At 63.8% G+C, this 23,878-nt stretch carries 17 protein-coding genes and 1 pseudogene; 13 read left to right on the forward strand and 5 right to left on the reverse strand.

Going from position 1 to position 23,878, the window contains the following annotated elements; translation table 11 throughout:
- The first annotated feature begins 14 nt into the window (after positions 1-14).
- The 8 genes from H7C19_RS10870 (at position 15) to H7C19_RS10905 (ending at position 12,927) form a co-directional block, all read left to right on the forward strand.
- On the forward strand, positions 15-1,085 hold the full coding sequence (locus tag H7C19_RS10870) for a branched-chain amino acid aminotransferase (protein WP_185142678.1): 1,071 nt from the start codon (positions 15-17) through the stop codon (positions 1,083-1,085).
- Positions 1,086-1,954: 869 nt separating this feature from the next.
- Positions 1,955-2,791 carry a carbohydrate ABC transporter permease gene (locus H7C19_RS10875; RefSeq protein ID WP_185142679.1) on the forward strand — a complete coding sequence of 279 codons (837 nt, stop codon included), beginning with the start codon at positions 1,955-1,957 and terminating at the stop codon, positions 2,789-2,791.
- Positions 2,792-3,061: 270 nt separating this feature from the next.
- Positions 3,062-4,435, forward strand: a complete 1,374-nt coding sequence (locus H7C19_RS10880; RefSeq protein WP_185142680.1) for an ABC transporter substrate-binding protein — start codon at positions 3,062-3,064, stop codon at positions 4,433-4,435.
- 71 nt (positions 4,436-4,506) lie between these two features.
- Positions 4,507-5,415 carry a carbohydrate ABC transporter permease gene (locus tag H7C19_RS10885; protein WP_313731555.1) on the forward strand — a complete coding sequence of 303 codons (909 nt, stop codon included), beginning with the start codon at positions 4,507-4,509 and terminating at the stop codon, positions 5,413-5,415.
- Positions 5,416-5,461: 46 nt separating this feature from the next.
- Positions 5,462-7,849 (forward strand): DUF5005 domain-containing protein, encoded by a 2,388-nt coding sequence (locus tag H7C19_RS10890; protein ID WP_185142681.1) that lies wholly within the window; start codon positions 5,462-5,464, stop codon positions 7,847-7,849.
- A gap of 46 nt (positions 7,850-7,895) precedes the next feature.
- Complete coding sequence (locus H7C19_RS10895) at positions 7,896-9,335, forward strand: DUF5005 domain-containing protein (RefSeq protein WP_185142682.1); 1,440 nt, start codon at positions 7,896-7,898, stop codon at positions 9,333-9,335.
- Positions 9,336-9,354: 19 nt separating this feature from the next.
- Positions 9,355-10,293: an ROK family protein gene (locus tag H7C19_RS10900; protein WP_185142683.1), complete on the forward strand. Its 939-nt coding sequence runs from the start codon at positions 9,355-9,357 to the stop codon at positions 10,291-10,293.
- A gap of 12 nt (positions 10,294-10,305) precedes the next feature.
- Positions 10,306-12,927, forward strand: coding sequence for a glycoside hydrolase family 38 N-terminal domain-containing protein (locus tag H7C19_RS10905; RefSeq protein ID WP_185142684.1), 2,622 nt, complete (start codon positions 10,306-10,308; stop codon positions 12,925-12,927).
- Between the two features lie 106 nt (positions 12,928-13,033).
- On the opposite strand, the gene H7C19_RS10910 is transcribed toward H7C19_RS10905, so the two are convergent.
- The gene (locus H7C19_RS10910) at positions 13,034-13,933 is read right to left on the reverse strand and encodes an AraC family transcriptional regulator (RefSeq protein ID WP_185142685.1); all 900 of its coding nucleotides are present in this window, start codon (positions 13,931-13,933) and stop codon (positions 13,034-13,036) included.
- A gap of 184 nt (positions 13,934-14,117) precedes the next feature.
- Here H7C19_RS10910 and H7C19_RS10915 point away from each other — a divergent pair, with 184 nt between their 5' ends.
- The 5 genes from H7C19_RS10915 to H7C19_RS10930 all read left to right on the forward strand — a co-directional run bounded on the left by H7C19_RS10915 (position 14,118) and on the right by H7C19_RS10930 (position 19,927).
- Positions 14,118-15,854 carry a class I mannose-6-phosphate isomerase gene (locus H7C19_RS10915; protein ID WP_185142686.1) on the forward strand — a complete coding sequence of 579 codons (1,737 nt, stop codon included), beginning with the start codon at positions 14,118-14,120 and terminating at the stop codon, positions 15,852-15,854.
- A 22-nt stretch (positions 15,855-15,876) separates the two neighbouring features.
- A complete protein-coding gene (locus tag H7C19_RS10920; protein WP_185142687.1) occupies positions 15,877-16,830 on the forward strand; it encodes an ROK family protein in 954 nt (317 codons plus the stop codon).
- Between the two features lie 3 nt (positions 16,831-16,833).
- Positions 16,834-18,267 carry a sialate O-acetylesterase gene (locus H7C19_RS10925; RefSeq protein WP_185142688.1) on the forward strand — a complete coding sequence of 478 codons (1,434 nt, stop codon included), beginning with the start codon at positions 16,834-16,836 and terminating at the stop codon, positions 18,265-18,267.
- A 3-nt stretch (positions 18,268-18,270) separates the two neighbouring features.
- Complete coding sequence (locus H7C19_RS34260; RefSeq protein ID WP_221469178.1) at positions 18,271-18,477, forward strand: hypothetical protein; 207 nt, start codon at positions 18,271-18,273, stop codon at positions 18,475-18,477.
- A 334-nt stretch (positions 18,478-18,811) separates the two neighbouring features.
- Positions 18,812-19,927: an MBL fold metallo-hydrolase gene (locus H7C19_RS10930; protein ID WP_185142689.1), complete on the forward strand. Its 1,116-nt coding sequence runs from the start codon at positions 18,812-18,814 to the stop codon at positions 19,925-19,927.
- Positions 19,928-19,940: 13 nt separating this feature from the next.
- On the opposite strand, the gene H7C19_RS10935 is transcribed toward H7C19_RS10930, so the two are convergent.
- From H7C19_RS10935 to H7C19_RS10950, 4 genes and pseudogenes are all read right to left on the reverse strand, one after another.
- On the reverse strand, positions 19,941-21,029 hold the full coding sequence (locus tag H7C19_RS10935) for a lipocalin-like domain-containing protein (RefSeq protein ID WP_185142690.1): 1,089 nt from the start codon (positions 21,027-21,029) through the stop codon (positions 19,941-19,943).
- Between the two features lie 204 nt (positions 21,030-21,233).
- The gene (locus H7C19_RS10940) at positions 21,234-22,130 is read right to left on the reverse strand and encodes an RNA polymerase sigma-70 factor (protein WP_185142691.1); all 897 of its coding nucleotides are present in this window, start codon (positions 22,128-22,130) and stop codon (positions 21,234-21,236) included.
- Between the two features lie 4 nt (positions 22,131-22,134).
- Positions 22,135-23,460 (reverse strand): phytoene desaturase family protein, encoded by a 1,326-nt coding sequence (locus H7C19_RS10945; protein WP_246469430.1) that lies wholly within the window; start codon positions 23,458-23,460, stop codon positions 22,135-22,137.
- A gap of 151 nt (positions 23,461-23,611) precedes the next feature.
- Positions 23,612-23,737 (reverse strand): annotated as a pseudogene (locus H7C19_RS10950) (carbohydrate ABC transporter permease); the annotation flags it as partial.
- Between the last annotated feature and the right edge of the window lie 141 nt (positions 23,738-23,878).

The raw sequence follows: 23,878 nt of genomic DNA on the forward strand, positions 1-23,878 counted from the left end.
AGAGGGGCACACGCATGGCCTATACGATCGCAAGAGAGCCGGCGGCGAGCAAGAAGCCGAAGCCGCCGCAGCAGGAGCTGGGGTTCGGCACCCATTTTACAGATCACATGTTCATGATGGATTATGACGCCGGCATCGGATGGCATGACCCGCGCATCGTGCCCTATCAGCCGCTCGTGATGGATCCGGCGGCCAAGGTATTCCATTACGGGCAGACCGTCTTCGAAGGGATGAAGGCGTTCCGGGCGAAGGACGGCCGGATCCGGTTATTCCGGCCGGATGCGCATCTGAGCAGGATGAACCGCTCCAACGTGCGCCTCAGCGTTCCCTTGCTGGATGAGGAGCTGGTGCTGGAGGCGCTGAGGCAGCTGATCTTGGCCGATCGGGACTGGGTCCCGGGCACCGAGGGCACGTCGCTGTATATCCGGCCTTTCATCATCGCGACCGAGCCCTTGCTCGGCGTGGCGCCGTCGCGGCAGTACCGGCTGATCGTCATCCTGTCCCCCGTGGGCGCCTACTACGCGGAGGGGATTCGTCCGGTCCGCATCCACGTCGAACCGGACTATGTCCGGGCGGTCGCCGGCGGCGTCGGAGCAGCCAAGACGTCGGGCAACTACGCGGCCGGGCTCAAGGCGCAGGAGGAAGCGTCGAAGCTGGGATACGCTCAGGTCATGTGGCTGGACGGCGTGCACCGGAAGTACATCGAGGAAGTCGGCAGCATGAACGTCTTTTTCCGGCTCGGCGAGACCGTCGTTACGCCCGCGTTGAGCGGCAGCATCCTCGCCGGCGTGACGCGGGACTCGGTGATCCGACTGCTGCGCCATTGGGGCATCGCCGTCGAAGAGCGCAGCCTCTCGATCGACGAGCTTGTGGAAGCGCATCGCGCGGGCACGCTGCTGGAAGCGTTCGGGACGGGGACGGCCGCCGTCGTCTCGCCGATCGGAGAGCTGCAGTGGCAAGGCGAGCCGCAGGTGATCGGAGGCGGCGTGACGGGGGCGCTCGCGAAGCGGCTCTACGACGCGGTCACCGGCATCCAGCGCGGCAGCGAGTCCGATCCGTTCGGGTGGATGGTCGATTTGATCTGAGGATCGCGACGCAGATGGGGGAAAGAGCGGCGGTGAAAGGGCGGCTCCTTGCGCTTGGCGCGGGAGGCGCTTTTTTTATGGCATCGGACGGAGCGCGGCTTCGCGAAGTTGGCCGAGGGGCTTCGGATCCTGCAACATTCGCGCGCGCCATCGAATTAAGCTGGTCGTGGCTTCGGACCTTGCATTCGAGCCATCGAATTAAGTTGGCCGAGGCTTCGGACTTTGCATTCGCGCGTCCCATCGAATTAGTCGCATTTGTACAACTTATTTCGGCGATGGAGGGGGTTTAAACCGAATTAGTTGCTTTCGTACAACTTATTAAGGCCGATTACGGGAAATCGATCGTTTTTCCCTAAAAAAGATGTACTTTTACAACATATTGGCATTTTTATCGCGATTGCTGCCGAAAAGTTTGTACTTTTACAACTTATTTGATGTCCGGTGTTTGGCTCCGACCGAAACGGAACCATCATCCCCCTCGTTTTTCTCTTCCTTCCCCAAACTTGCCCATCTCGACCAGCCAGCCACAACGCTCACCTTTCCCAGCATCCCCAAACTCCCACCTGCCTCGTCTTCGTTCAACTCCCCACCTTCCGTTTCACCCCTATTCCCGCCCGTCACGATCACCACCCACTCCCACCATCCTCAACTCCCGCCCGTCACGATCACCACCCACTCCCGTCCTCCCGTTTCCCCTAACCCCCGACCTTCCGTTTTCCCCCGACTCCCGCCCGTCTCGTTTGCCTCTACCTTCGCATGTCTCGATTTTGTAAAAACGCGACGCCTAAACAAAAAGACGAATCCGAGCGGCGGGCTTTAAAATGGGATTGATGCTGTAAGCGGATTCATAGGAGATGGGAGATTAGAATATGGCACTGAAATCGGACACAATACTCCATCGAATCGTGGTCTACGCGCTGCTCCTGCTCGGAAGCGCCGCCTTTATCCTTCCGCTCGTGTGGCTGCTGTCGACCTCTCTCAAGGGGGATACGGGGCTCTTCGAGATTCCGCCCAAGTGGGTTCCGGACCCGTTCCACTGGGATAACTACAAGAAAGCCGTCCATTCGTTCCCGTTCCTGCGCTATACGTGGAACACGGTGCTCATCACCGTGCTGTGCATGATCGGCTCCATGCTGTCCTCGTCGTTCGTCGCCTACGCCTTCGCCAGATTGCGGTGGCCGGGCCGTGACGCTTGGTTCGTGGTGATGCTGGCGACGATGATGCTGCCCGGACAGGTGACGATGATCCCGCTGTTCATCCTGTTCAAGGAGCTCGGGTGGATCAACACGTATCTGCCGCTCATCGTGCCCTTCTTCTTCGGCAGCGCGTTCTACATCTTCCTGATGCGCCAGTTCTTCATGACGATCCCGAAGGAGCTGAGCGAAGCGGCCAAGATCGACGGCTGCACCGAGCTCTACACCTGGTGGCGGATCTTCATGCCGCTGTCGAAGCCGGCGCTCGCGACGCTCGGCATCTTCACCTTCACCCTCGTCTGGAACGACTTCCAGGGACCGCTCATCTACCTCAACGATACCAACAAGTTCACGCTGATGCTCGGGCTGCGGAGCTTCCAGCAGCAGTACGGCACGCGGTGGAACGTCATGATGGCGGCCTCGCTGCTCGTCATGCTGCCGACGCTGGCGTTGTTCTTCTCCTTCCAGCGTTACTTCATCGAAGGCGTGACTTTGACCGGCGTGAAAGGCTAGACCAAAGGCACTGGCACTGGCACTGGCACTGGCACTGGCACTGGCACTGGCACTGGCACTGGCACTGGCACAGGCACAGGCACTGGCACAGGCACAGGCACTGGCACTGGCACTGGCAAAGGCAAAGGCAAAGGCAAAGGCAAAGGCAAAGGCAAAGGCAAAGGCAGTTGCCACTTACGCATGAGAGGGGGGATGCGGCTCTTCGCGGACAGCGATGGATATCGGCTAGTCGGAACCAGGATTATCGAATCGCTCAATATGGGAGGTCACATGGAAACGATGAAACAGAAAAAAGCACTCGTCCTCATGCTCACGACCGTCATGCTCTCGTCGATGCTGGCGGCTTGCTCCGGCAACAAAGACAACAACGGGAACGCAAGTCCGTCCGCTTCGCCCAGCGCGCCCGCATCCGGTTCGGCTTCCGCCAGCGCTTCTCCGGCGGATGAACCGGTCACCATCTCTTATTGGCACATCTACACGGACGGCCCGATGAAGGACCTGACCGATCAGCTCCTCAAGGACTTCCACGACCAGCACCCGAACATCACGGTCGAGCAGCTCGGCGTGAACTTCTTCGATTACTGGACGAAGCTGTCCACGGCGATGGCGGCGGGCAGCGGACCGGACCTCGCCCTGAACGACACGAGCACGGTGCCGTCCCGCGCCAAGACTGGCGCGATCCTGAGCACGGACGACTTCATCCAGCAGGACGGCGTCAACCTGGGCGACTACTTCCCGGTGCTCGTCGACCTTATGAAGTACGAAGGCAAGATGTACGGCATGCCGAACGACACGGACGTTCGCGTCCTTTACTACAACAAGAAAATGTTCACGGACGCGGGTCTCGATCCGAACAAACCGCCGGCGAACTGGGATGAGCTCGAGCAGTACGCCGACAAGCTGACCAAGTGGAACGACAAGAAAATGCTCGACGTCATCGGGTTCTCCCCGGCGCTCGGCAACCTGCACTTGTGGACGCTCGCTTGGGCGAACGGCGGCGGCTTCTGGGATGACGAAGGCAAACCGACCTTCAACAAGCCGGAGAACCTCGAAGCGCTCCAATGGGAGAAGAAGATTCAGGACAAGTACGGCGTCAAGGCGATGTCCGCGTTCAACTCGCAAGCGAGCGCGCTCGGATTCAGCCCGTTCATCGCAGGTAAGGCCGCGATGATCGTCGACGTCAACAACCTGTACCAGGAAATCAAGACCCGCGCGCCCGACCTCGAATTCGGCGTCGCTCCGATCCCGTACACCAAGACGCCTGCCAGCTGGTCTGCCGGCTTCGACCTCGAGCTCGTGAACAACAAGGACGACAAGCGCGCGGCGGCGGCATGGGAGCTCATGAAGTACCTGACGAGCGCGGACGTGCAGGTGAAGATCCACGAAGCGTCCGGCTCGCTCGTCTCCAACATGAAGGCGGCCCAGGATCCGAAGTTCATGGAGGATCCGAACTGGAAGATGATCGTCGATCAGATGCAGTATTCGCGCTTCATCGAGTATATCGAAGCGATGCCGTCGTGGCATGGCAACCTCGACCCGGTCGAGCAAGCGGTTCTGAACTCCGGCAAAGATCCGAAGGAGTTCCTCGACGGCGCGCAAAAGAATGCCGAGAATGCCGTCGCGAACTTCAACAAGACGAAATAAGAGACCTTCGGTTTCGTCCGTCCGCCTCTGAGGCGGGCGGATGAAACGCTCAGAAAGGGGTACGATTCGCCGTGCGCGAAAGACGAGCGATGAAGTTAAGCACCAGGGAAGCGCTGAACGGTTATTTGTTCTTCTCGCCGGGATTGATCGGGTTTCTCATCTTCATGGGTTTCCCGATTCTGTTCTCGCTCTATTTGAGCTTCACCTCGTACAACATCTACAGCGCGCCCAAGTGGATCGGGCTGCTCAATTACAAGTTCATGTTCACCCAGGACCCGCTCTTCTTCAAGAGCTTGGGCAATACGCTGTACTACGTCGCGCTGAGCGTGCCGCTGAACACGGTCCTCGGCGTGCTGGTCGCCATCCTGATGAATCAGAAGGTGTTCGGCATCCGGGTGTTCCGGACGATCTTCTTCCTGCCGAGCGTCGTCTCCGGCGTCGCCGTGGCGCTGCTGTGGCAATGGATTCTGGACGGCAACTTCGGCCTGATCAACACGTTCCTCGCGAACTTCGGCATAACCGGTCCCGGATGGCTGACCGAGGAGCTGTGGGCCAAACCCTCCATGGTCCTGATGAATCTGTGGGCCGTAGGCGGCACGATGATCATCTATCTGGCCGGATTGCAAGGCGTGCCGAGAAGCCTCTACGAAGCGGCGACCGTCGACGGGGCGGGCCGGCTCCGCCAGTTCTGGAACATCACGATCCCGATGCTCACGCCGACGATCTTCTTCAACGTGATCATGGGCGTGCTCGGCGGCTTCCAGGTGTTCATCCAGGCTTACATCATGACGGGCGGCGGCCCGAACAACGCGACGATGTTCTATGCGCTGTATCTGTACAACAAGGCGTTCAAGGATCTGCAGATGGGCTATGCGTCCGCGCTGGCTTGGGTGCTGCTGATCATCGCCATGGTGCTGACGCTGATCATTATGAAGACGAGTTCGAGATGGGTCTATTACGAGGGCTCCGACCAGAAGTAGCATGCGGTTCGCGAGCGCGGCAATGGGCGGAAATGGGGTTGCCCCGATGATAAGACGAATGCGGTACGTCCTAGCGGGCGCGGCAGCGGTCGTCGTGCTGGCTGCAGCCTCGTGGTGGGCGGTAGGTCCGCTGGGCAAGGGGAGCAAAGCCAAGGCCGCGGAGGCGGTCGGCTACGGCTCGTTCATTCCCGTCGCCGCCGTAGACGGCAAGGCGATGGACAAGTGCGCCGCGAATCGCGCGGCGGATCAGTCCGGCATGTCCGGCGCGGAAGCCAAGTCGCATACGCACGGCAACCGCGGCGGCACGATGTGGTGCGTGCGCACGGAAGCGGGCGAAGCGGCGGCCCTGACGTTCGATCTGGGACGCGTGGAGCCGCTGGGAGAGATGTGGATCTGGAACTACAACGAGCAGGACAACAATTCGCCGGGCGCGGGGCTGCTCGATCGAGGGCTGAAGGACGTCGCCGTCTCCCTCTCGGCGGATGGAGATATATGGGAGGAATGGCGGGGCGACGGATACCCGTACCGGCTCGCCAAAGCCGACGGCTCCGACCGTCTCGGCCCGACGAATCTGGATGACGGCCGGCACAGCCCGATCCGCTTCGGCGGCGTTCCGGCCCGCTACGTCAAGCTGACGGCGGCGGAAGCGCCGGGCAACGGGAATTGGGCCGCGGCGGAAGGCGGTGCGGACGCGCGCGTCTTCGGACTCGCGGAGGCGCGGTTCTATCGTTATGCCCGGGAAGTGGTCTACGGCGGACTCATCGACCCGGTCGGGGCGAGCGACGCCGGCGGCGAGGCCGAGGCTTCCCATCCGGAGAACGCCGTGAACGGCTATGGCCTGTCCGGCGCGTCCGGCAAGAACGCCGCGCACGGCAACGATCCGCGCACGATGTGGCTGCTGCGCGCCGGTCCGTCTGGCGAGGCGTCGATTACGGTCGATCTCGGCGGCACCTATCCGCTCGGCGAGATGCGGATCTGGAACTACAACGGCAAGGACGAGGCGGGCAGCCCGCTCGGCGCGCGAGGGCTGCGCGACGTCGGCATCTCCTACTCGATCGACGGCGAGACGTGGTCCGAACTGAAGGGCAAGGGCTATCCGTACCGGTTCGCTCAGGCCGACGGGAGCGACCGGCTCGCGGCGACCAATCTGGACGGCGGGCATGAAGCCGTCGACTTCGGCGGCGTGCCGGCCCGCTACGTGAAGCTGGTCCCGCAAGGCGGAGCCGGGCAGGGCAACTGGGGCGCGGAGGAAGCGGGTCGGGCGCTCTATGGCCTCAGCGCGCTTCGCTTCGTCGCCGGAGCCGGCGTCGCGGCCGAACCGGCGCCCGAATGGACCGGGCTGTTCAGCCGTTACGAGGGCTGGACGGGGGCCGACGGGATCTTCTCCGTCCCGCTGGGAGACGCCTCCGACCAACCCGGCTCCGCGGGAGCGGACACGAAGACGCTCTTCCTCTTCAGCGATACGTACGCGGGGCAGGTGCAGCCGGTATCGCGGGCGAGGGAGTCCGGGGCGATCGTCAACAATTCGGTCGGCCTGCTCGCCGGGGCGCTGCCGGATCCGGCCGCCATCCGCTTCGAATGGGTGCCGAAGTCGGCCGACCTGTCGCTGTTCTCCCCGCACACGGAGCAGGCGAAGGCGCTGCCGGGCAGCTGGTACTGGCTGCAGGACGGGATCGCGAAGGACGGACAGCTGCATCTGTTCCCGCTGCTGATGGTCAAGGACCCGGCCCAGCCGCCGGGCTTCCAGTTCGCGATCCGCGGCGTGACGCATATCTCGGTGCCGCTGAAGGACGGCGTCCCGGACTATGCGGCGCAGAAGCAGTCGGATACGCCGCTGTACCGCAAGCTGCCGGACGGCGGCGAGCTCGTCTTCGGCGCGGGCATCCTCGACAACACGAAAGAGGCGGGCGCGCCGCAGCCGGACGGCTATATCTATACGTACGGCTACAAGGCCGAACCGACGGGCGACAAGCGGCTCCTCGTCGCCCGCGCGCTGCCGGCCGCTCTCGGCGATCCGTCGCAGTGGCGCTTCTGGGACGGCCGGACATGGTCGGAGCGGATCGAGGATGCCGCGCCGCTCGCGGAAGGCGTATCCCCCGAACTTAGCGTGACGCCGATGAAGGCGGGACGCTGGCAAGGCAAGTATCTGCTCGTCTGCGAGCGGAATTCGACCGGCGGGGTTGTCGCCTATGCGGTCGGCGATTCGCCGGCCGGTCCGTTCGGGCCGATGACGGCGCTCTACCATACGCCGGAGCTCGGGCAGGGGCAAGACATCGTGACCTACAACGCCAAGGCGCATCCCCACCTGTCCGGGGAGGGCGAGCTGCTGGTCACCTACAACGTCAATTCGACGAGCTTGGCCGAGAATGCGAGCAACGCCGATATCTATCATCCCCGCTGGATTCGGATCCGAGAGATCGGTCCCGCGTCCTGAGGGCATCCATACCATTCATCGACCAGAGAAAAGGGGGACTTCGAAGATGAACGACAACCGCCATACGCATCCCCCCCTTCGGCAGGGAGATCCGATCTCGTTCGTCCGCGTGCGGCAAGCGGACGGCGACCGGAGCGGGGAGGAGACGATCTACGACTTCGGCGCGACGTATCCGCTCGGAGAGATTCATCTGACGGAAGGCGGCGCGTCCGCTTCCGCTTCGCCCGCGAGGGTCAGCTATTCCTTGGACGGCCGGGCGTGGAGCGAAGCTTTCGCGGCGGCGCTCGGCGGCGTTATCCAGCTGGAGGACGCCGTCCACGCCCGATATGTCCGGCTGACGGGAGAGGCGGGCCGGTTCGCCGCAGGCCGCGGCTACGCCGCCGAGCCGGCGGAGGATTGGACGCGGCTCTTCCATCGCAAGGCGGGCTGGACCGGCTCCGACGGGATCTATTCGATTCCGTTAAACGGCGTGGAAGCGCAAGGGCGGGCGGCGGACGGCCGCACGCTGCTCCTGTTCGGAGACACCTTCATCGGCGGGGTGGACGAGGCGACGGACGCGCGGGTGAACGCGGTCATAATCAACAACTCCTATGCGCTGCTGGACGGCGACCGTCCGGATCCCGCGGCGATCGCCTTTCACTGGGAGCAGGACGGAGAGGCGCCCGAGAGCGCGATCGTTCCGAGAACCCCGGGCGCGCTGGCGCACGAAGATACCTACTACTGGCTGCAGGACGGGACGTCGGTCGGCGGCAAGTTCCACTGCTTCCCGCTCATCATCGGACCCGATCCGGACGGACCGGAGGGCTTCCAATTCGCGGTGCACGGCATTACCCATGTCTCCGCTCCGATAGGCGAACAGGGTCCCCTGCTGGCGGAGCAGGAGCAGGCGGATACGCCGCTCTACTTCCGCTCGGCGGGCGGGCATACGACCTATTTCGGCGCAGCGATCCTGCCTCTGACGGAAGAAGCCGGCGTGCCGAACCCGGATGGGTTCGTCTACGTCTACGGGCTGCAGAACGACGGGGCGACCCGGCTGGTCGCCGCCCGGGTGCCGGCCGATGACCTTGCGCGTTTCGAGCGATGGACGTACTGGGACGGCCGCGAATGGACCGACCGCAAGGAAGACTGCGCGCCGCTCGTGCCGGAAGTGTCGTCGGAGCTGAGCGTGAGTCCGATGACCGGCGGCTTCCTGGACGGCAAGTACGTCATCGTCTGCCAGCAGGGCGGCATCTCGGGCAATCGCGTGGCGCTCTACGCGGGAGACAGCCCCGTCGGGCCGTTCGGTCCCGCTATTCCGCTCTACGCCGCATCGGAGTCGGAAGAAGGCAACGGCATTTACACGTACAACGCGAAGGCGCATCCGCATCTGTCGCGGCCGGGCGAGCTGCTCGCGAGTTACAACGTCAATACGACAAGCTGGGACGCCCACGAGGCGTTCGGCGGCATCTACCGTCCCAGGTTCATCCGGATTCGGCAGATCGTTTAAGCGGATGGGAGAGCAGGTCATGAGAAACTACGCAATCGTATTTGATGTCGGCGGACTGTTCATCAAAGCCGCCGTCGTGAACGATCAGGGACGGCTCGTTCCGGGCACTTATATGATCTATCCCGCCAAGTCCAAGGAATCCAAAGAGCAGCTGCTCGGGCATCTCGTCGATCTGGTCAAGCAGCAGACCAACCGGATCATGGCGCGGTCGTTCCGGGTGGAGGGCATCGGGTACGCCTTCCCGGGGCCGTTCGACTACGAGCGGGGCATCAGCTACATCCGGGCCGTGGACAAGTTCGAAGCGATCTACGGGGTGAACCTGCGGGAGGAGCTGGCGCACCGGCTGGCGCAGGAGAGCGCGTTCGCCGCCAAGCGTTCGCCGGGGTTCCACATCGTGTTCGAGAACGACGCCAACCTGTTCGCGCTGGGCGAGTACGAGTCCGGCAAGGCGGGGCCTTACGCCCGGGCGCTGTGCCTGACGATCGGTACCGGCGCGGGATCGGCGTTCCTCGAGCGGGGCGAGCTGGTGAAGTACCGGCAGGATGTGCCCGAGCACGGCTGGATCTACAATCAGCCTTTCCGGGAATCCGTCGTCGACGACTACATCTCCAAGCGGGGCATCGTCCGGCTCCTGCAGGAGGCCGGGTTCGACGGCGACAGCCTGGACGTCAAGAATGCCGCCGAAATGGCCAAAGCGGGCGATGAACGGGCCATCGCGGTGTTCCGGCGATTCGGCGCCATGATCGGGGAGATGCTGCTGCCTTTCCTGCGGTCGTTCCGGCCCGAAGCCGTCGTCATCGGCGGCCAGATCGTCAAGAGCAAGGAGCTGTTCCTGGAGAGCGCGCGGGAAGCGCTAAGCGAATTCCCCGTCGCCCTCGAAGTGTCCGACGAGACGTCTATCAGCACCTTCGCAGGCGTATCCAGGCTCCTGCAGCAACAGAAGAAAGTCACGAAGTGAGGGGAAGCGAACATGTCCAAGATTCGGGAAATTCTCGTCTATCAACACAGTCATCTAGATGTCGGCTACACCCATCCGCAGCCCGTGCTCTGGGAGTTGCAGAAGTCCTATATCGACCAAGCGATCGATCTGTGCGAGCAGACGGCCGGGGATCCGGCGGACGACCGGTTCTACTGGACCTGCGAGGCGACCGCGCCGGTGCTGCGCTGGCTGGAGACGGCGGACGGCCGGCAGGTCGAGCGATTCGCGGCATGCGTCGGGCGCGGTCAGATCTGTCTGACGGCCGTGAACATGCACAGCACGCCGCTATGCTCCGCGGAAGAGATGATGCGCGCCCTCTATCCCGTGAAGGCGCTTCGGGAGCGGTTCGGCGTGCCGATCCGTACGGCGGTGAACCACGACATCAACGGCCAGCCGTGGACGTTCGCGCAGATTCTGCTGGACGCGGGGATCGAGCTGTATACGACCGGCATCAACACCCACTTCGGGGGGATCCCGTTCAAGCGTCCGAGCGCGTTCCGCTGGGCGGCTCCGGACCGCAGGGAGCTGCTCACCTTCCATGGCGAGCACTATTCGCTCTTCACGCAGTTCGGCGAGCTGTGGGAGAACGACATGGCCAAGATGAAGGCGGGGCTCGACCGCTACCTCTCGCGTCTCGAGAGCGAAGGCTATCCGTACGATTTCGTCTACCTGTCGGCGACGAACATCCCCATGCTGGACAACACGCCGCCCGATCAAGAGCTGCTCGGCATGATCCGGCGCTGGAACGCGGACGGCCTAGGTCCCCGGATTCGCATGGTGACGCCGGAGATGCTGCTGGACCGCTTGAAGGGACTTCCGCAGGAGCAAGTGCCCGTTCATCCGGGCGACTGGACGGACTATTGGAACTTCGGCGCGGCCAGTTCCGCGGACGAGACGCGGCTCTCCCGCCGGTCGAAGACCGCGCTCCGGAGCGCGGAGTTCCTCGCCGCCTTCCGCGGCGAACCGGCGCAGGAGGCGGAGGCGCGTCTATATGACGACGCCTGGGAGCAAGTGCAGCTGTACGACGAGCACACCTGGGGCGCCAACATCTCGGTCACCGAACCCGACGCCGCGTATACCAAGGTACTATGGGGGCACAAAGCGCATTTCGCCTACCAGGCGAACAGCCTGAGCGGCTACTTGCTGAACCGGGAGATGGAGCGGCTCGCCGGGAATCCGCTGCAGTCGGGCGCGCCCGACGGCGTTCTCCTCGTGAATCCGACCTCGGCGGAGCAGACCGTGGACGTTCGTCTGCCGGATTACTGGTACTTCGAGGGCCGTCATACGGCCGGCGGCCGGTTTCACGTTCACCGCAACAACCTGGACACGGACTGGTCCAAGCCCTCCGCCGGCACCGTGACGCTGCCGGCCTTCAGTTGGAAGAAGGTCCCCGTGGCCGCGCTCGCTTCCGAGGAGTGCCGCCCGAGCGTAACCGTCTCCGCTGGCGAGGGTCGGATCGAGACGCCTTATTACAGGCTGCGCTTCGAACCGGAGACGGGACGGATCGCGGAGCTGTTCGACAAGCGGGCGGACTGGTCCATGATCGATCCGGGCAGTCCGTGGACGTGGTTCCAATACGTGCATGAGATGCCCGACCCGCTGGCGCACCGCCGCCACCGCGAGACGCTGTTCCTGCGCGAGATCGACAAGTGCAACAACAGCATTAGCTGCTGGAACCGCGAGTGGACGGCCAGCCGGCGCGGGGCGGAGAAGCTGCTGTCCTGCGCGGTCAAAGAGCACGACAGCGGCGCGACGCTCGCGCTGGTCTGGGAGGCGCCGGGCGTCCGCAGGCTGGAGCAGCGCATCACGCTGTTCCGCGACCGTCCGGGCATCGAGCTGCAGGCTACGCTGGACAAGACGGACGACCGGGCGCCCGAGTCGCTGTACTTCGCTTTCCCGCTCCGCCTGGACGCGGGCTGGGAAGCCGCGTTCGATACCGCGGGCACGCTTGTCCGGCTGGACGACGACCAACTGCCCGGCGTCTGCCGCGACTGGGTGACCGTAGATCAGGCGGTCTCGGTGTTCGACGGCCGGCATGGCGTCACGTTGGCTTGCCCGGACGCGCCGCTCGTGCAGATCGGGGGCTTCCACTTCGGCCGGGAGCAGGCTGCGATCCCGCGGGAGGCCGATCCGGTGCTGCTCGCTTGGCCGCTTAACAACTACTGGGACACCAACTTCCGCGCCAGCCAGCCGGGTCCGATGAGCTTCACGTACGTCATCACGCCGTTCGCAGGCCCTTTCCGTTCGGAAGAGATGCATCGGCGGGGCATCGAAGCCGCGCAGCCGGTGCAGCTGTTCCCGGCCTATGCCTGCACGGAAGCTTCGGACGGCACGCTGCTTGAGGTGACGGGCGAAGGCGTCGCGGCGATCTACGTGAAGCCGGCAGAGGACGGAGACGGACTGATCGTCCGGCTGCAGGACGTCCGCAGCGCGGAGGAACGGGACGACGCGGCAGCTTATACGATCCGGGTGCCAGGCGCTAGGGTTGCGGGCGCGTTCCGCGCCAATGCGCTGGAGGAGGATGCGGCCGAACTGGACGTGACGGACGGCGCGATTCGCGGACTGCTCGAGGGCGGCGGATTGGCAACTGTACGGATTCGTCTAGAACGCTGATTTGCCGCTTGGCTTCGCATGGCCAACCCAAGAAACCTCCAATCCCGCTTGGCCGAAGCGGGATTGGAGGTTCTGTTATCGTCCTGACCTGGCTGGGCCGATCCGGCTAGAACATGTCCGTATGCTCCCGCAGCTTCTTCAGGAACTGTCCCGGCGGCTCGCCCATCTCGGACTTGAACACGGTGGTGAAGTAATGCACCGTATCGAAGCCGGTCTCCTCCGCGATCCGCTTGATCGACCACTCCGTCGTGGTCAGCAGGGTGACGGCCTGACGGATGCGCTCCCTGCGCACATAGGTCGAGTAGGACTGGCCGAGCTCTTCGCCGAACAGGCGGGAGAGATGCCGGGGGGATACATGCAGGTAATCGGCCACGGAGGACAGCTTCAGCTCCTGGGCCAGATTGTCCCGGATATACAGCTTCGCCCGGTGCACGAGGGTGGAGGCGGAAGGCTGCACCGGCACGGTCCTGGCCGGTCCGCGCTGGTCGGAGAACGCGTTCTCGAACGAGGTCAGCAGCGCGCAGGCCAGCCCTAAGACGCCGTCGTCGAAAAAGCGCTGCGCCACTTCGGTCTGCTTCAGCAGCGCGAGCCACATCAGCACGGCGGGAAGCGCTTGCGCGTTCTGGAGCAGGAAGACGCGGGACTTCTCCAGGCTCTGGAACCGGCGTACCCCTTCCTCGGAGGAGTCCGAGGGGATCAGCTCGAACGCGACGAACACGATATACAGGCCGTCCTCGCTGACGATCTGATGCTTCAGGTGCGGACGCGACATGAACAGCGTGCCCGGCCCGATCGGCAGCCGGTTCGCGCCTTCTTCGTAGGCTCCCTCTCCGTCGAGCACGTAACAAATTTCGAAAAAGGAATGCTTGTGCACATGGTTCGTGTACAGCTTCCTCTCGCCGCCCCAATAGTGGACGTAGAAGGAGAGATCGGAGCCGTTCAGATTGGCGGCATAGTCGTTAAGTATGGCGTTTTTATGATTCAGTTCCTGTTGCGTGAATTCCATGGGCGAACACCATCCGTACTACACATCTTACCGGGTAGCCCTGTCGAATACAATGACCGCGGGGCAGGAACGCCGGTTTCTGTCCACTTTTTATAAATCGCCGTCTTCAACCTGAAAAGAATTCGACCGGGCGATATTCTATCATGAAGGTCAGTTGGGATACCAAAAGAGGGGGTTGGTTGGCATGGCATCTTACGAGAAAGAACCGGTCATCGCGATCGACGGTTGGCAACAGGAAGCGTGGGCAGGCTACGGCGATATCGCCAGACTGCTGGCGGCGCATGCGCAGCGGCGGACGAAGACGATCTTCGTCGTCGAATGCTACCCGGCCGTCCGCATCGAAGAGATCGTGAACGGACTGAGCGGGCTGAATCCCGCGCTGGTGGTGCGTGCCGAGCAGGCGGCGCACGACGCCCCAAGACTTCAAGAGAAACTGGGACGCTATCTGACGGAGGATCGCGTATTCGGCTACAAAGCGTCTTTTACGATAGATGAATTCTACGACGAAGAGCGGCTCGCGGCGGCGGCCCGCCAGGTTCGCGAGGTAGAGGAAGGCGTCGTGCTCGTGATCGGCTTCGGCGCTTCGCTAGTCGCCAAGGGAGACGTGCTGATCTACGCCGATCTGGCGCGTTGGGAGATACAGCAGCGCTACCGCAGCCGGGAATTCGGCAATTGGCGCGCGGACAACGAGGATGAGGACATCCTGCGGAAATACAAACGGGGGTTCTTCGTCGAGTGGCGGACGGCCGACCGGTTGAAGCGATCTCTGTTGGGCGGTGCGGACTACTATCTGGACACGAACCGCCGGGACGATCCCCGCATGGTGACGGGCGCGGCGCTGTTCGCGGGCATGCGCCAGACGGTGCAGCGGCCGTTCCGTCTCGTGCCGTATTTCGATCCGGGCGTCTGGGGCGGGAACTGGCTGGAGGCGCATATCGGGCTGGAGCCGAAGGGCAACCCGTATGCCTGGGGCTTCGACGGCGTGCCCGAGGAGAACAGCCTCCTCTTCCTGTACGGAGACGTACAGATCGAGCTGCCGTCGATGAACGTTGTCTTCTTTGAATCGAAGGCGCTGCTGGGCGAGCGTGTCTATGCGCGGTTCGGGGCCGAATTCCCGATCCGCTTCGACTTCCTCGATACGATCGGCGGCCAGAACCTGAGCCTTCAAGTCCATCCGTTGACCGACTATATCCAGCAGCATTTCGGGATGTCCTATACGCAGGACGAGAGCTATTATATTCTGGAGGCCAAGGAAGGCGCGAACGTCTATCTGGGGCTCAAGGAAGACGTCGATCCCGACGCCATGATGGCGGATCTCGAGCGCGCGCAGGCGGGCGACCGTTCCTTCCCGGCCGATCGGCATGTGAACGCCTTCCCGGCGCGCAAGCACGACCACTTCCTGATCCCGGCCGGCACGGTTCACTGCTCCTGCACGGACACGATGGTGCTGGAGATCAGCGCGACGCCCTATATCTTCACCTTCAAGCTGTGGGATTGGGACCGCCTCGGGCTGGACGGCAAGCCGCGTCCGGTCCACCTGGAGCACGGCCGCCGCAACATCCAGTGGGACCGCCGAACCGAGTGGGTGCGCGAGAACCTGGTGGACCGGATCGAACCGGTCGCGGCAGGCGAAGGCTGGTCCGAGGAGCGAACGGGGCTGCACGAGCTCGAATTCATCGAGACGCGGCGGCATTGGTTCACGGATACGGTCCCCCACCATACGAACGACGGCGTCCAGATGCTGAATCTGGTCGAAGGGGAAGAAGCCGTCGTGGAGAGCCCGACGGGCGCGTTCGAGCCCTTTGTCGTCCGGTACGCGGAGACGTTCATCGTGCCGGCCGCCGTAGGCGCCTATACGATTCGGCCGACGGGCGGGCCGCAAGGGCGGCTCGGGACGATCAAGGCGTACGTCAGAACTTGAACTTGGCTTAGGGGGAACCCGCGTGAACGTCACCATCGACTTTGGCGGTACGAACATCAAGATCGGACTGGTCCGCGAAGGCTCGGTCCTGGTGAAGACTAGCATCCCGGCGCTATCCGACAACGGGCTGTTGACGCGTCTGCCGGACGTGGAGCAAGGGATACGCCGGTTGCTGAGCGGTGCGGGCGTATCGCTGGCAGACTGTCGCGGCATCGGCATCGCGCTGCCCGGCATCATCGACGGAGAAGGCAAGACGCTTCTCTCCATCAAGGACAAATATACGGATGCGCTCGGCTTCGACTTCGCCGGTTGGTCGGCATCGCAGCTAGGGCTGCCGCTCGTCGTGGAGAACGACGCCCGCGCGGCATTGCTCGGCGAGATCGCCTATGGCAACGCTCGGGGAGAAAAGGACGCCGTGCTGGTCATCTTCGGCACCGGGATCGGGACGGCCGCGATGATCGGCGGCGAGGTCGTGCGAGGGAGACACGGGCAGGCCGGCATCCTCGGCGGACACTTGGCTACCGATATCTACGGGGAGCGCTGCAACTGCGGCAATCCGGGATGCTTGGAAGCGCAGGCGAGCCACTGGGCCATTCCGCTGCGGGCCGCGAAGCTGCCGGGATTCGCGGACAGCATGCTCGCGGGCGAGAAGGACTGGGGATACGAGACGATCCTTCGCGCCAGCGAGGAAGGCGACGCGTTCGCCGCCCGGCTGGAGGCGGATCTGCTCCTGCACTGGGGCGCGGGCATCGTGAATCTCATTCACGCGTACGACCCGGAGGTCGTCATTCTGAGCGGCGGCTTGATGAAGTCCGCGGATCGTCTCCTGCCGCGGTTGGCGGAGCGCGTCCGGGAGACGGCATGGACGCCGTGGGGTACGCCCCGCTTCACGGTAGCGGAGGATCCGGAGACGTCCGTCCTGCTGGGCATGTCCTACCTGGCAAGTCGGCAGCAACATGCATCGAAAGGAGAATAGAAGATGGCTTCGATCGCGAAGGCAAGCGGCCTGTTTATCGAGGAGGGCCCGGCGTCATGGACGATCCTCCAGCAGCGGGAGGGCTTCGCCGAACTGGCGCTTCGGGGAAGCTGGCATGCGGAAGGAGAATTCGATCCGGAGCGGGCGCAGGCTTACGTACGGGTCATGCGGGAAGAGGACGGCGAGGCGGTCCTGCCTTGGCAGTCCGGCGAGATGGCGGATGATCGCCGTTGGTCGATCCGGCTGGCCGTGCCTGCCGGGGGGCTGTATCGCGTCGAGACGTGCCTGCGCATTCGCAAGGACGACCCGGCGATGGAGTGGCCCGTGCGCGGCGACATGATCCATCATCTCGGCGTCGGCGACCTCTGGCTGATCGCCGGACAGAGCAATGCGGCCGGCTACGGACGGGGGCCGCACGACGACAACCCCGAGCTCGGCGTCCACCTGTTCCGACTGAACGGGCGATGGGATATGGCGACCCACCCGTTGAACGACCCGACGGATACGCGGTTCCCGCCGAACCGGGAATGGTCCAATCCGGGCCATTCGCCGTTCCTCGCGTTCGCCAAACGGTTGAAGCGCGAGCTCGGCTACCCGATCGGTCTCGTGCCGGCGGCGCTCGGCGGTTCGCATCTGCGCAGCTGGAACCTGGAAGAGACGGGCGAGCTGTACCGGAATCTGCTGGATATCGTACGGCATGCGGGAGGCGGCGTGAAGGGGATGGCCTGGTATCAAGGCTGCTCGGACGCGAACGTGCCGGAGAGCGGCGAGTCGGAGACGTATCCGGATCGCTTCAAGCGCTTCGTCGGTCAGCTGAGAGAGGATCTGGACGATGCGGAACTGCCGGTGCTGACTGTACAGTTGAACCGCCTGATCGGATGGGAGACGTCGGATGCGCTCGACCGCTGCTGGGGTCGGGTGCGCGAAGCGCAGCGGCAGGCGGCCGAGCGTATTCCGGGCGTTCATGTCGTGCCTTCGCTCGACTGCGCGGTATGCGACAACATCCACAACGGCCCGGAGGGCAACGTGAAGCTCGGCGGCAGGCTCGCCAAGGTCGCGCTGGGAGCCGTCTATGGACGCGGGCCGCTCCATCGGGCGCCGCGCGCCGTCCAGGCCGAATACGACTGCGACCCGGAGACGGGCGAGTCTCGCATCGTGCTTCGATTCGCGAACGTGGCGGGTCATCTCCTGGCCCATACGACGGAGAACGTGTTCACGGTCGAGGACGCTTCGGGGCGCGCGGAGGTGCGGGCATGGCAGGTCGCGGGACCCCGCGAGATCGCGCTGAAGCTCTCCCGAGCGCTGGCAGGCGAGGCCGTCGTCCATGGCGCCTTCGAGACGAACCCGGCGTATTACGTTCCGTTCGACGACGCGACGCGGTGGCCGATGCTGGCCTTCTACGGGCTCAGAGTGGAGCTGGGCAACCCGTCGTCATGACGGATGAGCCCAATCAAGACGGAAAGGGTAATTACCCTTATCCGTCTTTTTTTTGCCCCTGCAACCAGCCCGCGGCTGCCAGTAGGAGCAAAACGCTCCAAACAGCCAGCGCAGGTGTCTGGTGGAGGGCGATGGTCGAAAAAATCGACTATCTCGCCTCATGAAGGTGCGTGGTGGCAGGTGATCGTCGAAAAAATCGACTATTACTGATTGTGGAGGTACCTGGAGGTGGCTGGCCTCTCAGCCATCTTGCTGGAGCCAGTAGGAGCAAAACGCTCCTACTGTGGCGCTACAGCCATCACGTACCCGTCAGTAGGAGTAACCGCTTCAACTGTGGCCTCGCATCCGCTTCGAGCGCGCCGGTAAGCGTAAAACGCTCCAACTGTCCGCTCGCTGCCGCCCCAAAGCCTCCTGCAACCACGGCCTGCTCGTCGAGGTCAATTGCACGATCGGGCCCTGCCTCCTTTGTATTCGCATGCGTATACTGGTATTCTCATCATAATAGAAACCAAATTGCCGGGTTCGGGAAAGAAGGAGAATTCGTATGATAGCTTTCTTAATTGTCATCGGCGTGCTTGCAGCGCTCGCGCTCGCGACGCTGCTCGTGCTGCGTTACTATCCGGCTTTCGGCGGCAGGCCTGGCGAAGCCGCACGGGCGCGAATGCGCAGCTCGCCTCACTATGAAGACGGGAAATTCGTCAATCTAGTGCCAACTACGATGAACATGTCGTTACGCGAGAATCTGGCGATCATGCGGGACTTCATGAGAGGCCGGCCGGGCGGCAAGCCCGACCAGCCGCTCGCGACGGAGCTGCTGAGCCCCCTGTCCTTGAAGCGGGACGGCGCGGACAGCCCCCAAGCCAAGGTCACATGGTTCGGCCATTCCGCGCTGCTGCTGGAGCTGAACGGACGGAGACTGCTGCTCGATCCGATGCTGGGCCGTACCCCTTCGCCGTTCCCGGGCATCGGCGGCAAGCGGTACAGCGACCGGCTCCCGATCGAGATCGAGGACCTGCCCGCGATCGACGCGGTGCTGCTCTCGCACGATCACTACGATCATCTGGACTACGGCTCGATCAAGCGGCTGAAGGAGAAGGTCGGGCGGTTCTTCGTCCCGCTGGGCGTCGGCGCCCATCTGGAACGGTGGGGCGTGGACCCCGGCAAGATCGAAGAGCACGATTGGTGGGACGAGGTCGTCTGGGAGGGTTTCACGCTAGCTTGCACGCCCGCCCGTCATTTCTCCGGGCGCGGCTTGACGGACCGCAACGCCACGCTGTGGTGCTCATGGGTCGTCGATGGCGGGGGGGCGAAGGTCTTTTTCAGCGGGGACAGCGGATACGGGCCGCACTTCCGGCAGATCGGAGACAAGTACGGCCCCTTCGACCTCACGCTCATGGAGTGCGGGCAGTACGACAAGCGCTGGGCGGCGATCCACATGCTGCCGGAGGAGACGGTGCAGGCGCATCTCGACGTGGGCGGCAAGGTCATGATCCCGATCCACTGGGCCGCCTTCACGCTCGCGCTTCATGACTGGCGAGACCCCGTCGAGCGCGCGGCGAAAGCCGCCCGGGAACGGCGCACGTCGATCGCGACGCCGCGCATCGGGCAGACCATCTTGATCGGAGGCGCCTCCTACCCTTCGGCGGCATGGTGGCGATAACCGCTCAACTTCCTCAACTCTCCATCTGCGGATAACCGACCAACTCGACGAATCCCCGGCCGGTCACCGGGCGGATCCCTCCGTCCGGCGACCGCGTTTCCCCGCTCACCTCGCAAGCCCCCTCCCAGATCGCCCGCAGCGGACCGGCGATGCGCATCTCTTGATGCGCCATAGCCGGCGCGACGCGAAGCGTCATACGAAAGTCGGGCAGCTCGATTCGCCAGGCGATCGGGTAGTCGGCGCCGGTCTCCGGACTGCGCCAGGATCTCTCCGGGGCCAGGCCGACGCGCTCCGACGTGACGACCGTCCCGTCCCGCCGGATCAGCTTCGCGGCCGAATACGGCGCACCGCCGCCCGGACGCAGCCGGCTGACGAGCAGGTCGTTCCCGTCCTGCAGCTGCAGGCCGAACCAATCCCAGCCGTCCCTCCGCAGCAAGCCGTAGCTTCGGCCCCATTGATGGTCGAACCAGCCTTCGCCCCGCACCGTTTCGACGCGGCCGGCCGTATAGAGCTCCCCGATGACGCGATTGCGCGTCACGGAGTAGTAGCGCAGCCCGTTCAAATCTCCTGCTTCATCGATGAGCGCGACCGGCTTCGTCGGCGTATAGTTCAACCGCAGGCGAGCCGTCCCGGAGGTTAGTTGAAGCTGGAAGCGCGGGTCGAGGTCGTCCTGGAACAGCAGATGATTGTCGCCGTAGACGACCCTCGTCGGATCGGAATGAACGGCGGAGGGGCCGAGCAAGCGATGAGGAGGCGGCGGGCTGCCCGTCAGCACGTGCTTGTATTGCTCCCAGGTGTGTCCGTCCGTCGGATTTATGAAGAGATACGCCGGCAGATAGAGGCCCGCCATCTGGCCGACCAGCATTCGGTCCAGCTCGGATTGGCTCTCGAATTCGCCGCGGTCCGGTTGAATCAAGGAGTGAATCAGGTAGTGGCCCTTGGGGAACGCCAGCTCCCCGACCCGGAAGAAGGAGGCCATCGCCGCATAGCGGTTGCCCCGGTCGCCCGTCAGAAAGGCATAAGCGTACCACCACTCCACGTTGGAGGCCGGGTGGCTGCCCGCATCCTCAGGCAGCGCGATGAGATCAGGTCCGCGGTACATGCGCCCACTCCCGTTTTTTAATTCAGCGTATGTGGGCGAAGAGGGGCGCGTGACGGCATTTTGGATGCGCGAGGATACGAAACAGCCGCTTCCTCATGAGGAAGCGGCTGGACGTGCCGGATGCGATCGGATCGGAATCCCGCAAGGGGAGGACAGAATTCGGCCATTTTCGCCGAGAGCAGCCGCAACGGCAGTCTGTTGTCCTCATTGGACGCGCGTTAGTTTCTCCGGGTTGATGACGATATAGATGTCGGCGATCCGGCCTTGCTCGGCGCGGAAAGTGAGAACCGTCACCGGTTTCCCGTCCGCGTACGTGACGATGCCGGGTTCGCCGCCCACGACGGCTTGCCGGTACGTAGAGCCTGCGGATTGCTTGGCGTAGACGCCGGCGATGAATATGGCCACGCGGTCCCTGCCCAGAATCGGCCGAAGGGCGGCGTGTACCTTGCCGCCGCCGTCCGAATAGGCGGCGGCGTCCGCAGACAGCGTGCTTAACAGCAGGCCGGTGTCGCCGGTCGACAGGGCCTGCACGAATTGGCCGATGAGCCGCGCGAGCTGGTCGTTCATGGTACTCGCAGACGCGCCGCTCTCTTCGGACGAGGGGCGATGCTCCGCCAGGCCGCGCCTGGCCCGGTGGAAGATCTGGCGGCAGTTGGCCGCGCTCTTGCCGACGATCTCGGCGATCTCGTCGTACTCGTAGCCGAGCGCCTCGCGCAGCAGGAAGACGGCCCGTTCGACGGCGGACAGCTGCTGGAGCAGGAGAAGGTAGGCGGTCGACAGGGACTCGTGCCGGGCCAGCGCCTGGTACGGTCCGTCCTTCTCCGTCAGGAGCGGCTCGGGGAGCCAAGGGCCGACGTAGACTTCCCTGCGGTGGCGGGCGGACTTCAGCGTGTCGAGGCATCGGTTGGTCACGATCCGGCATAGATACGCCTTGACGTTGCGGATGGCGGCCGGATCGGACGCATTCAGGGCGATAAAGGCTTCATGCGAGATATCCTCCGCATCCATCACGCTTCCCAGCATGCGATAGGCCAGCGAGAACAGGAGCGGCTTGTATGCGTCGTAGACTTGATTCGTAAGCAGACCGTTATCCAATCTCATCACCTCAAGCTGGTTGAAATGCCGCCAAACCCGTCTCCGTCCGCAGAACGTCCAAGGCTTGGCGGGCGGCCCGTTCGGCGCTCGCGGCGGCGGCGTCTACGAGCATTTCGCCGTGGCTCGCCCAGTCTCCTGCCACGTAGAGCCCCGGCAGCTCCGGGACGGCCGGTCCGGGCAAGGGACCCGTTCGGCCTACATGCATGTAGTCGCGGGAGACGGCAATGTTCGGCAGATACTGCCGGGCGACGACCTCCTGACGCCAGCCCGGATGAATCAAGGTCATCGTCTCCTCCAGCAGCCGCTCGTCGGCGTGGGGGTCGCTGTCTCCGGCGCCATTGTACTTGAGCAAGTGCATGACGAGACGGCCATCATCGCTCAGACGGGCTACGCGGGAGTGATGGGAGAAGTACACCGGCTGGTCGAGACCGATGACGAAGTGACGGTTCGGCACAGGCAGCCGACCCAGCGCCAAGTCCAGACTGGCAGCCATGATCGGACGGGCTTCGTCCTTCCAGCGCTGCAGCGACGTCCGCTCGGCGCCCCGCACGAGCCGATACGTATCTGCGGGTCCCAGCGTGCTGATCACCGCCGCGGCGGATAGCATCTCGCCGTCCTTGAGCTGCACGCCGCTCACGCGCCCGTTGTCATGCGCGATGCCGGAGATGGCCTTCCCGGTTAGCACGGTCGCTCCCGCCCGCACGGCCAGATCGCGCAGTTGATCCGCCAAAGGCTGCCACCCGCCGTGCAGGTAGAGGACGCCGCCTTTCATCGAACGCTGCACTTGGAGCAGGGCAGGACCGGCGAGCTGATGGTCGATCTCCTTGTTGTACGTCCCCGTCCGGCTCAGCGCGTAGAAAATATGGCGGACCATCGGATCGCGAATCTCGCGCTCGGCCCACTGTCGCAAGCTCATCTTCGGCAGCGCGGCGGGATCGAACTTGTGGAGGCGCGTCATGAACCGGCCGAGCTCCAGCTTCCCCGACCAGGAGAGCAGCTTCGAACGCAGCAGCTTCATCGGATCGCCCGGCAGCGGAACGAGCCGGCCTTGCCAGATGCCGTAGCCCTCGGCCGACGGGGCGGCGCCGTCGATCGTCACGCCCAGATCGCGCAAGATGCGATAAGCTTCTCCGCCCCGGTAGAGCGCATGGGGGCCCAGATTGAACAGCGCGCCGTTCTTCTCATGGGTTATCCCTCGCCCGCCGAACCGGTTCGATCGCTCCAGCAAGACGACCTTCCGATTCACGCGCGCCAGCTCCGCCGCGGCGATCAAGCCGGCGAGCCCGCCGCCCACGATCGCGACCTCATAGGAATCCGTTCCGCTTGTCATTTGCATTCCCGTCATCTCCTCTTCGTCTTTCTTGCACACAAGACGAGGAGAGGGACCCTCTTGTGACAAATGTTCGCCGCAAATCAAACGGAGCCCTTGCGCGCCCCTCGGTTTTTCACATGAATCCAACGTCTAATCCGACTGTTCGCAAGCTTCCTCAGCCCTTGACCGCCCCGGCGACGACGCCTTTAACGATGTACTTCTGCAGGAAGATGAATACCACGATCGAAGGCAGCACGGCCATGACCATCGCGGTCATCGCGTATTGCCAATCGGACGTGTACGCAAACCGACGACGAAGCTGCTGCCGCTCATCGACGCGGCCGCCGAAGCGGCCTTAGATGCGGACTTTGGGGGTGCGATAGTCGAAAAAATCGATTATCTCCGGTGCAGACGCGGACTTTGAAGGTGCGATAGTCGAAAA

It is taken from the genome of Cohnella nanjingensis (assembly GCF_014212125.1).
Lineage (GTDB): Bacteria > Bacillota > Bacilli > Paenibacillales > Paenibacillaceae > Cohnella > Cohnella nanjingensis.

Coding starts and splice junctions, on each gene's coding strand:
- H7C19_RS10870 (WP_185142678.1), top strand. CDS start 15: ATGGCCTATACGATCGCAAGAGAGCCGGCGGCGAGCAAGAAGCCGAAG.
- H7C19_RS10875 (WP_185142679.1), top strand. CDS start 1,955: ATGGCACTGAAATCGGACACAATACTCCATCGAATCGTGGTCTACGCG.
- H7C19_RS10880 (WP_185142680.1), top strand. CDS start 3,062: ATGGAAACGATGAAACAGAAAAAAGCACTCGTCCTCATGCTCACGACC.
- H7C19_RS10890 (WP_185142681.1), top strand. CDS start 5,462: ATGATAAGACGAATGCGGTACGTCCTAGCGGGCGCGGCAGCGGTCGTC.
- H7C19_RS10895 (WP_185142682.1), top strand. CDS start 7,896: ATGAACGACAACCGCCATACGCATCCCCCCCTTCGGCAGGGAGATCCG.
- H7C19_RS10900 (WP_185142683.1), top strand. CDS start 9,355: ATGAGAAACTACGCAATCGTATTTGATGTCGGCGGACTGTTCATCAAA.
- H7C19_RS10905 (WP_185142684.1), top strand. CDS start 10,306: ATGTCCAAGATTCGGGAAATTCTCGTCTATCAACACAGTCATCTAGAT.
- H7C19_RS10910 (WP_185142685.1), bottom strand. CDS start 13,933: ATGGAATTCACGCAACAGGAACTGAATCATAAAAACGCCATACTTAAC.
- H7C19_RS10915 (WP_185142686.1), top strand. CDS start 14,118: ATGGCATCTTACGAGAAAGAACCGGTCATCGCGATCGACGGTTGGCAA.
- H7C19_RS10925 (WP_185142688.1), top strand. CDS start 16,834: ATGGCTTCGATCGCGAAGGCAAGCGGCCTGTTTATCGAGGAGGGCCCG.
- H7C19_RS34260 (WP_221469178.1), top strand. CDS start 18,271: ATGAGCCCAATCAAGACGGAAAGGGTAATTACCCTTATCCGTCTTTTT.
- H7C19_RS10930 (WP_185142689.1), top strand. CDS start 18,812: ATGATAGCTTTCTTAATTGTCATCGGCGTGCTTGCAGCGCTCGCGCTC.
- H7C19_RS10935 (WP_185142690.1), bottom strand. CDS start 21,029: ATGTACCGCGGACCTGATCTCATCGCGCTGCCTGAGGATGCGGGCAGC.
- H7C19_RS10940 (WP_185142691.1), bottom strand. CDS start 22,130: ATGAGATTGGATAACGGTCTGCTTACGAATCAAGTCTACGACGCATAC.
- H7C19_RS10945 (WP_246469430.1), bottom strand. CDS start 23,460: ATGCAAATGACAAGCGGAACGGATTCCTATGAGGTCGCGATCGTGGGC.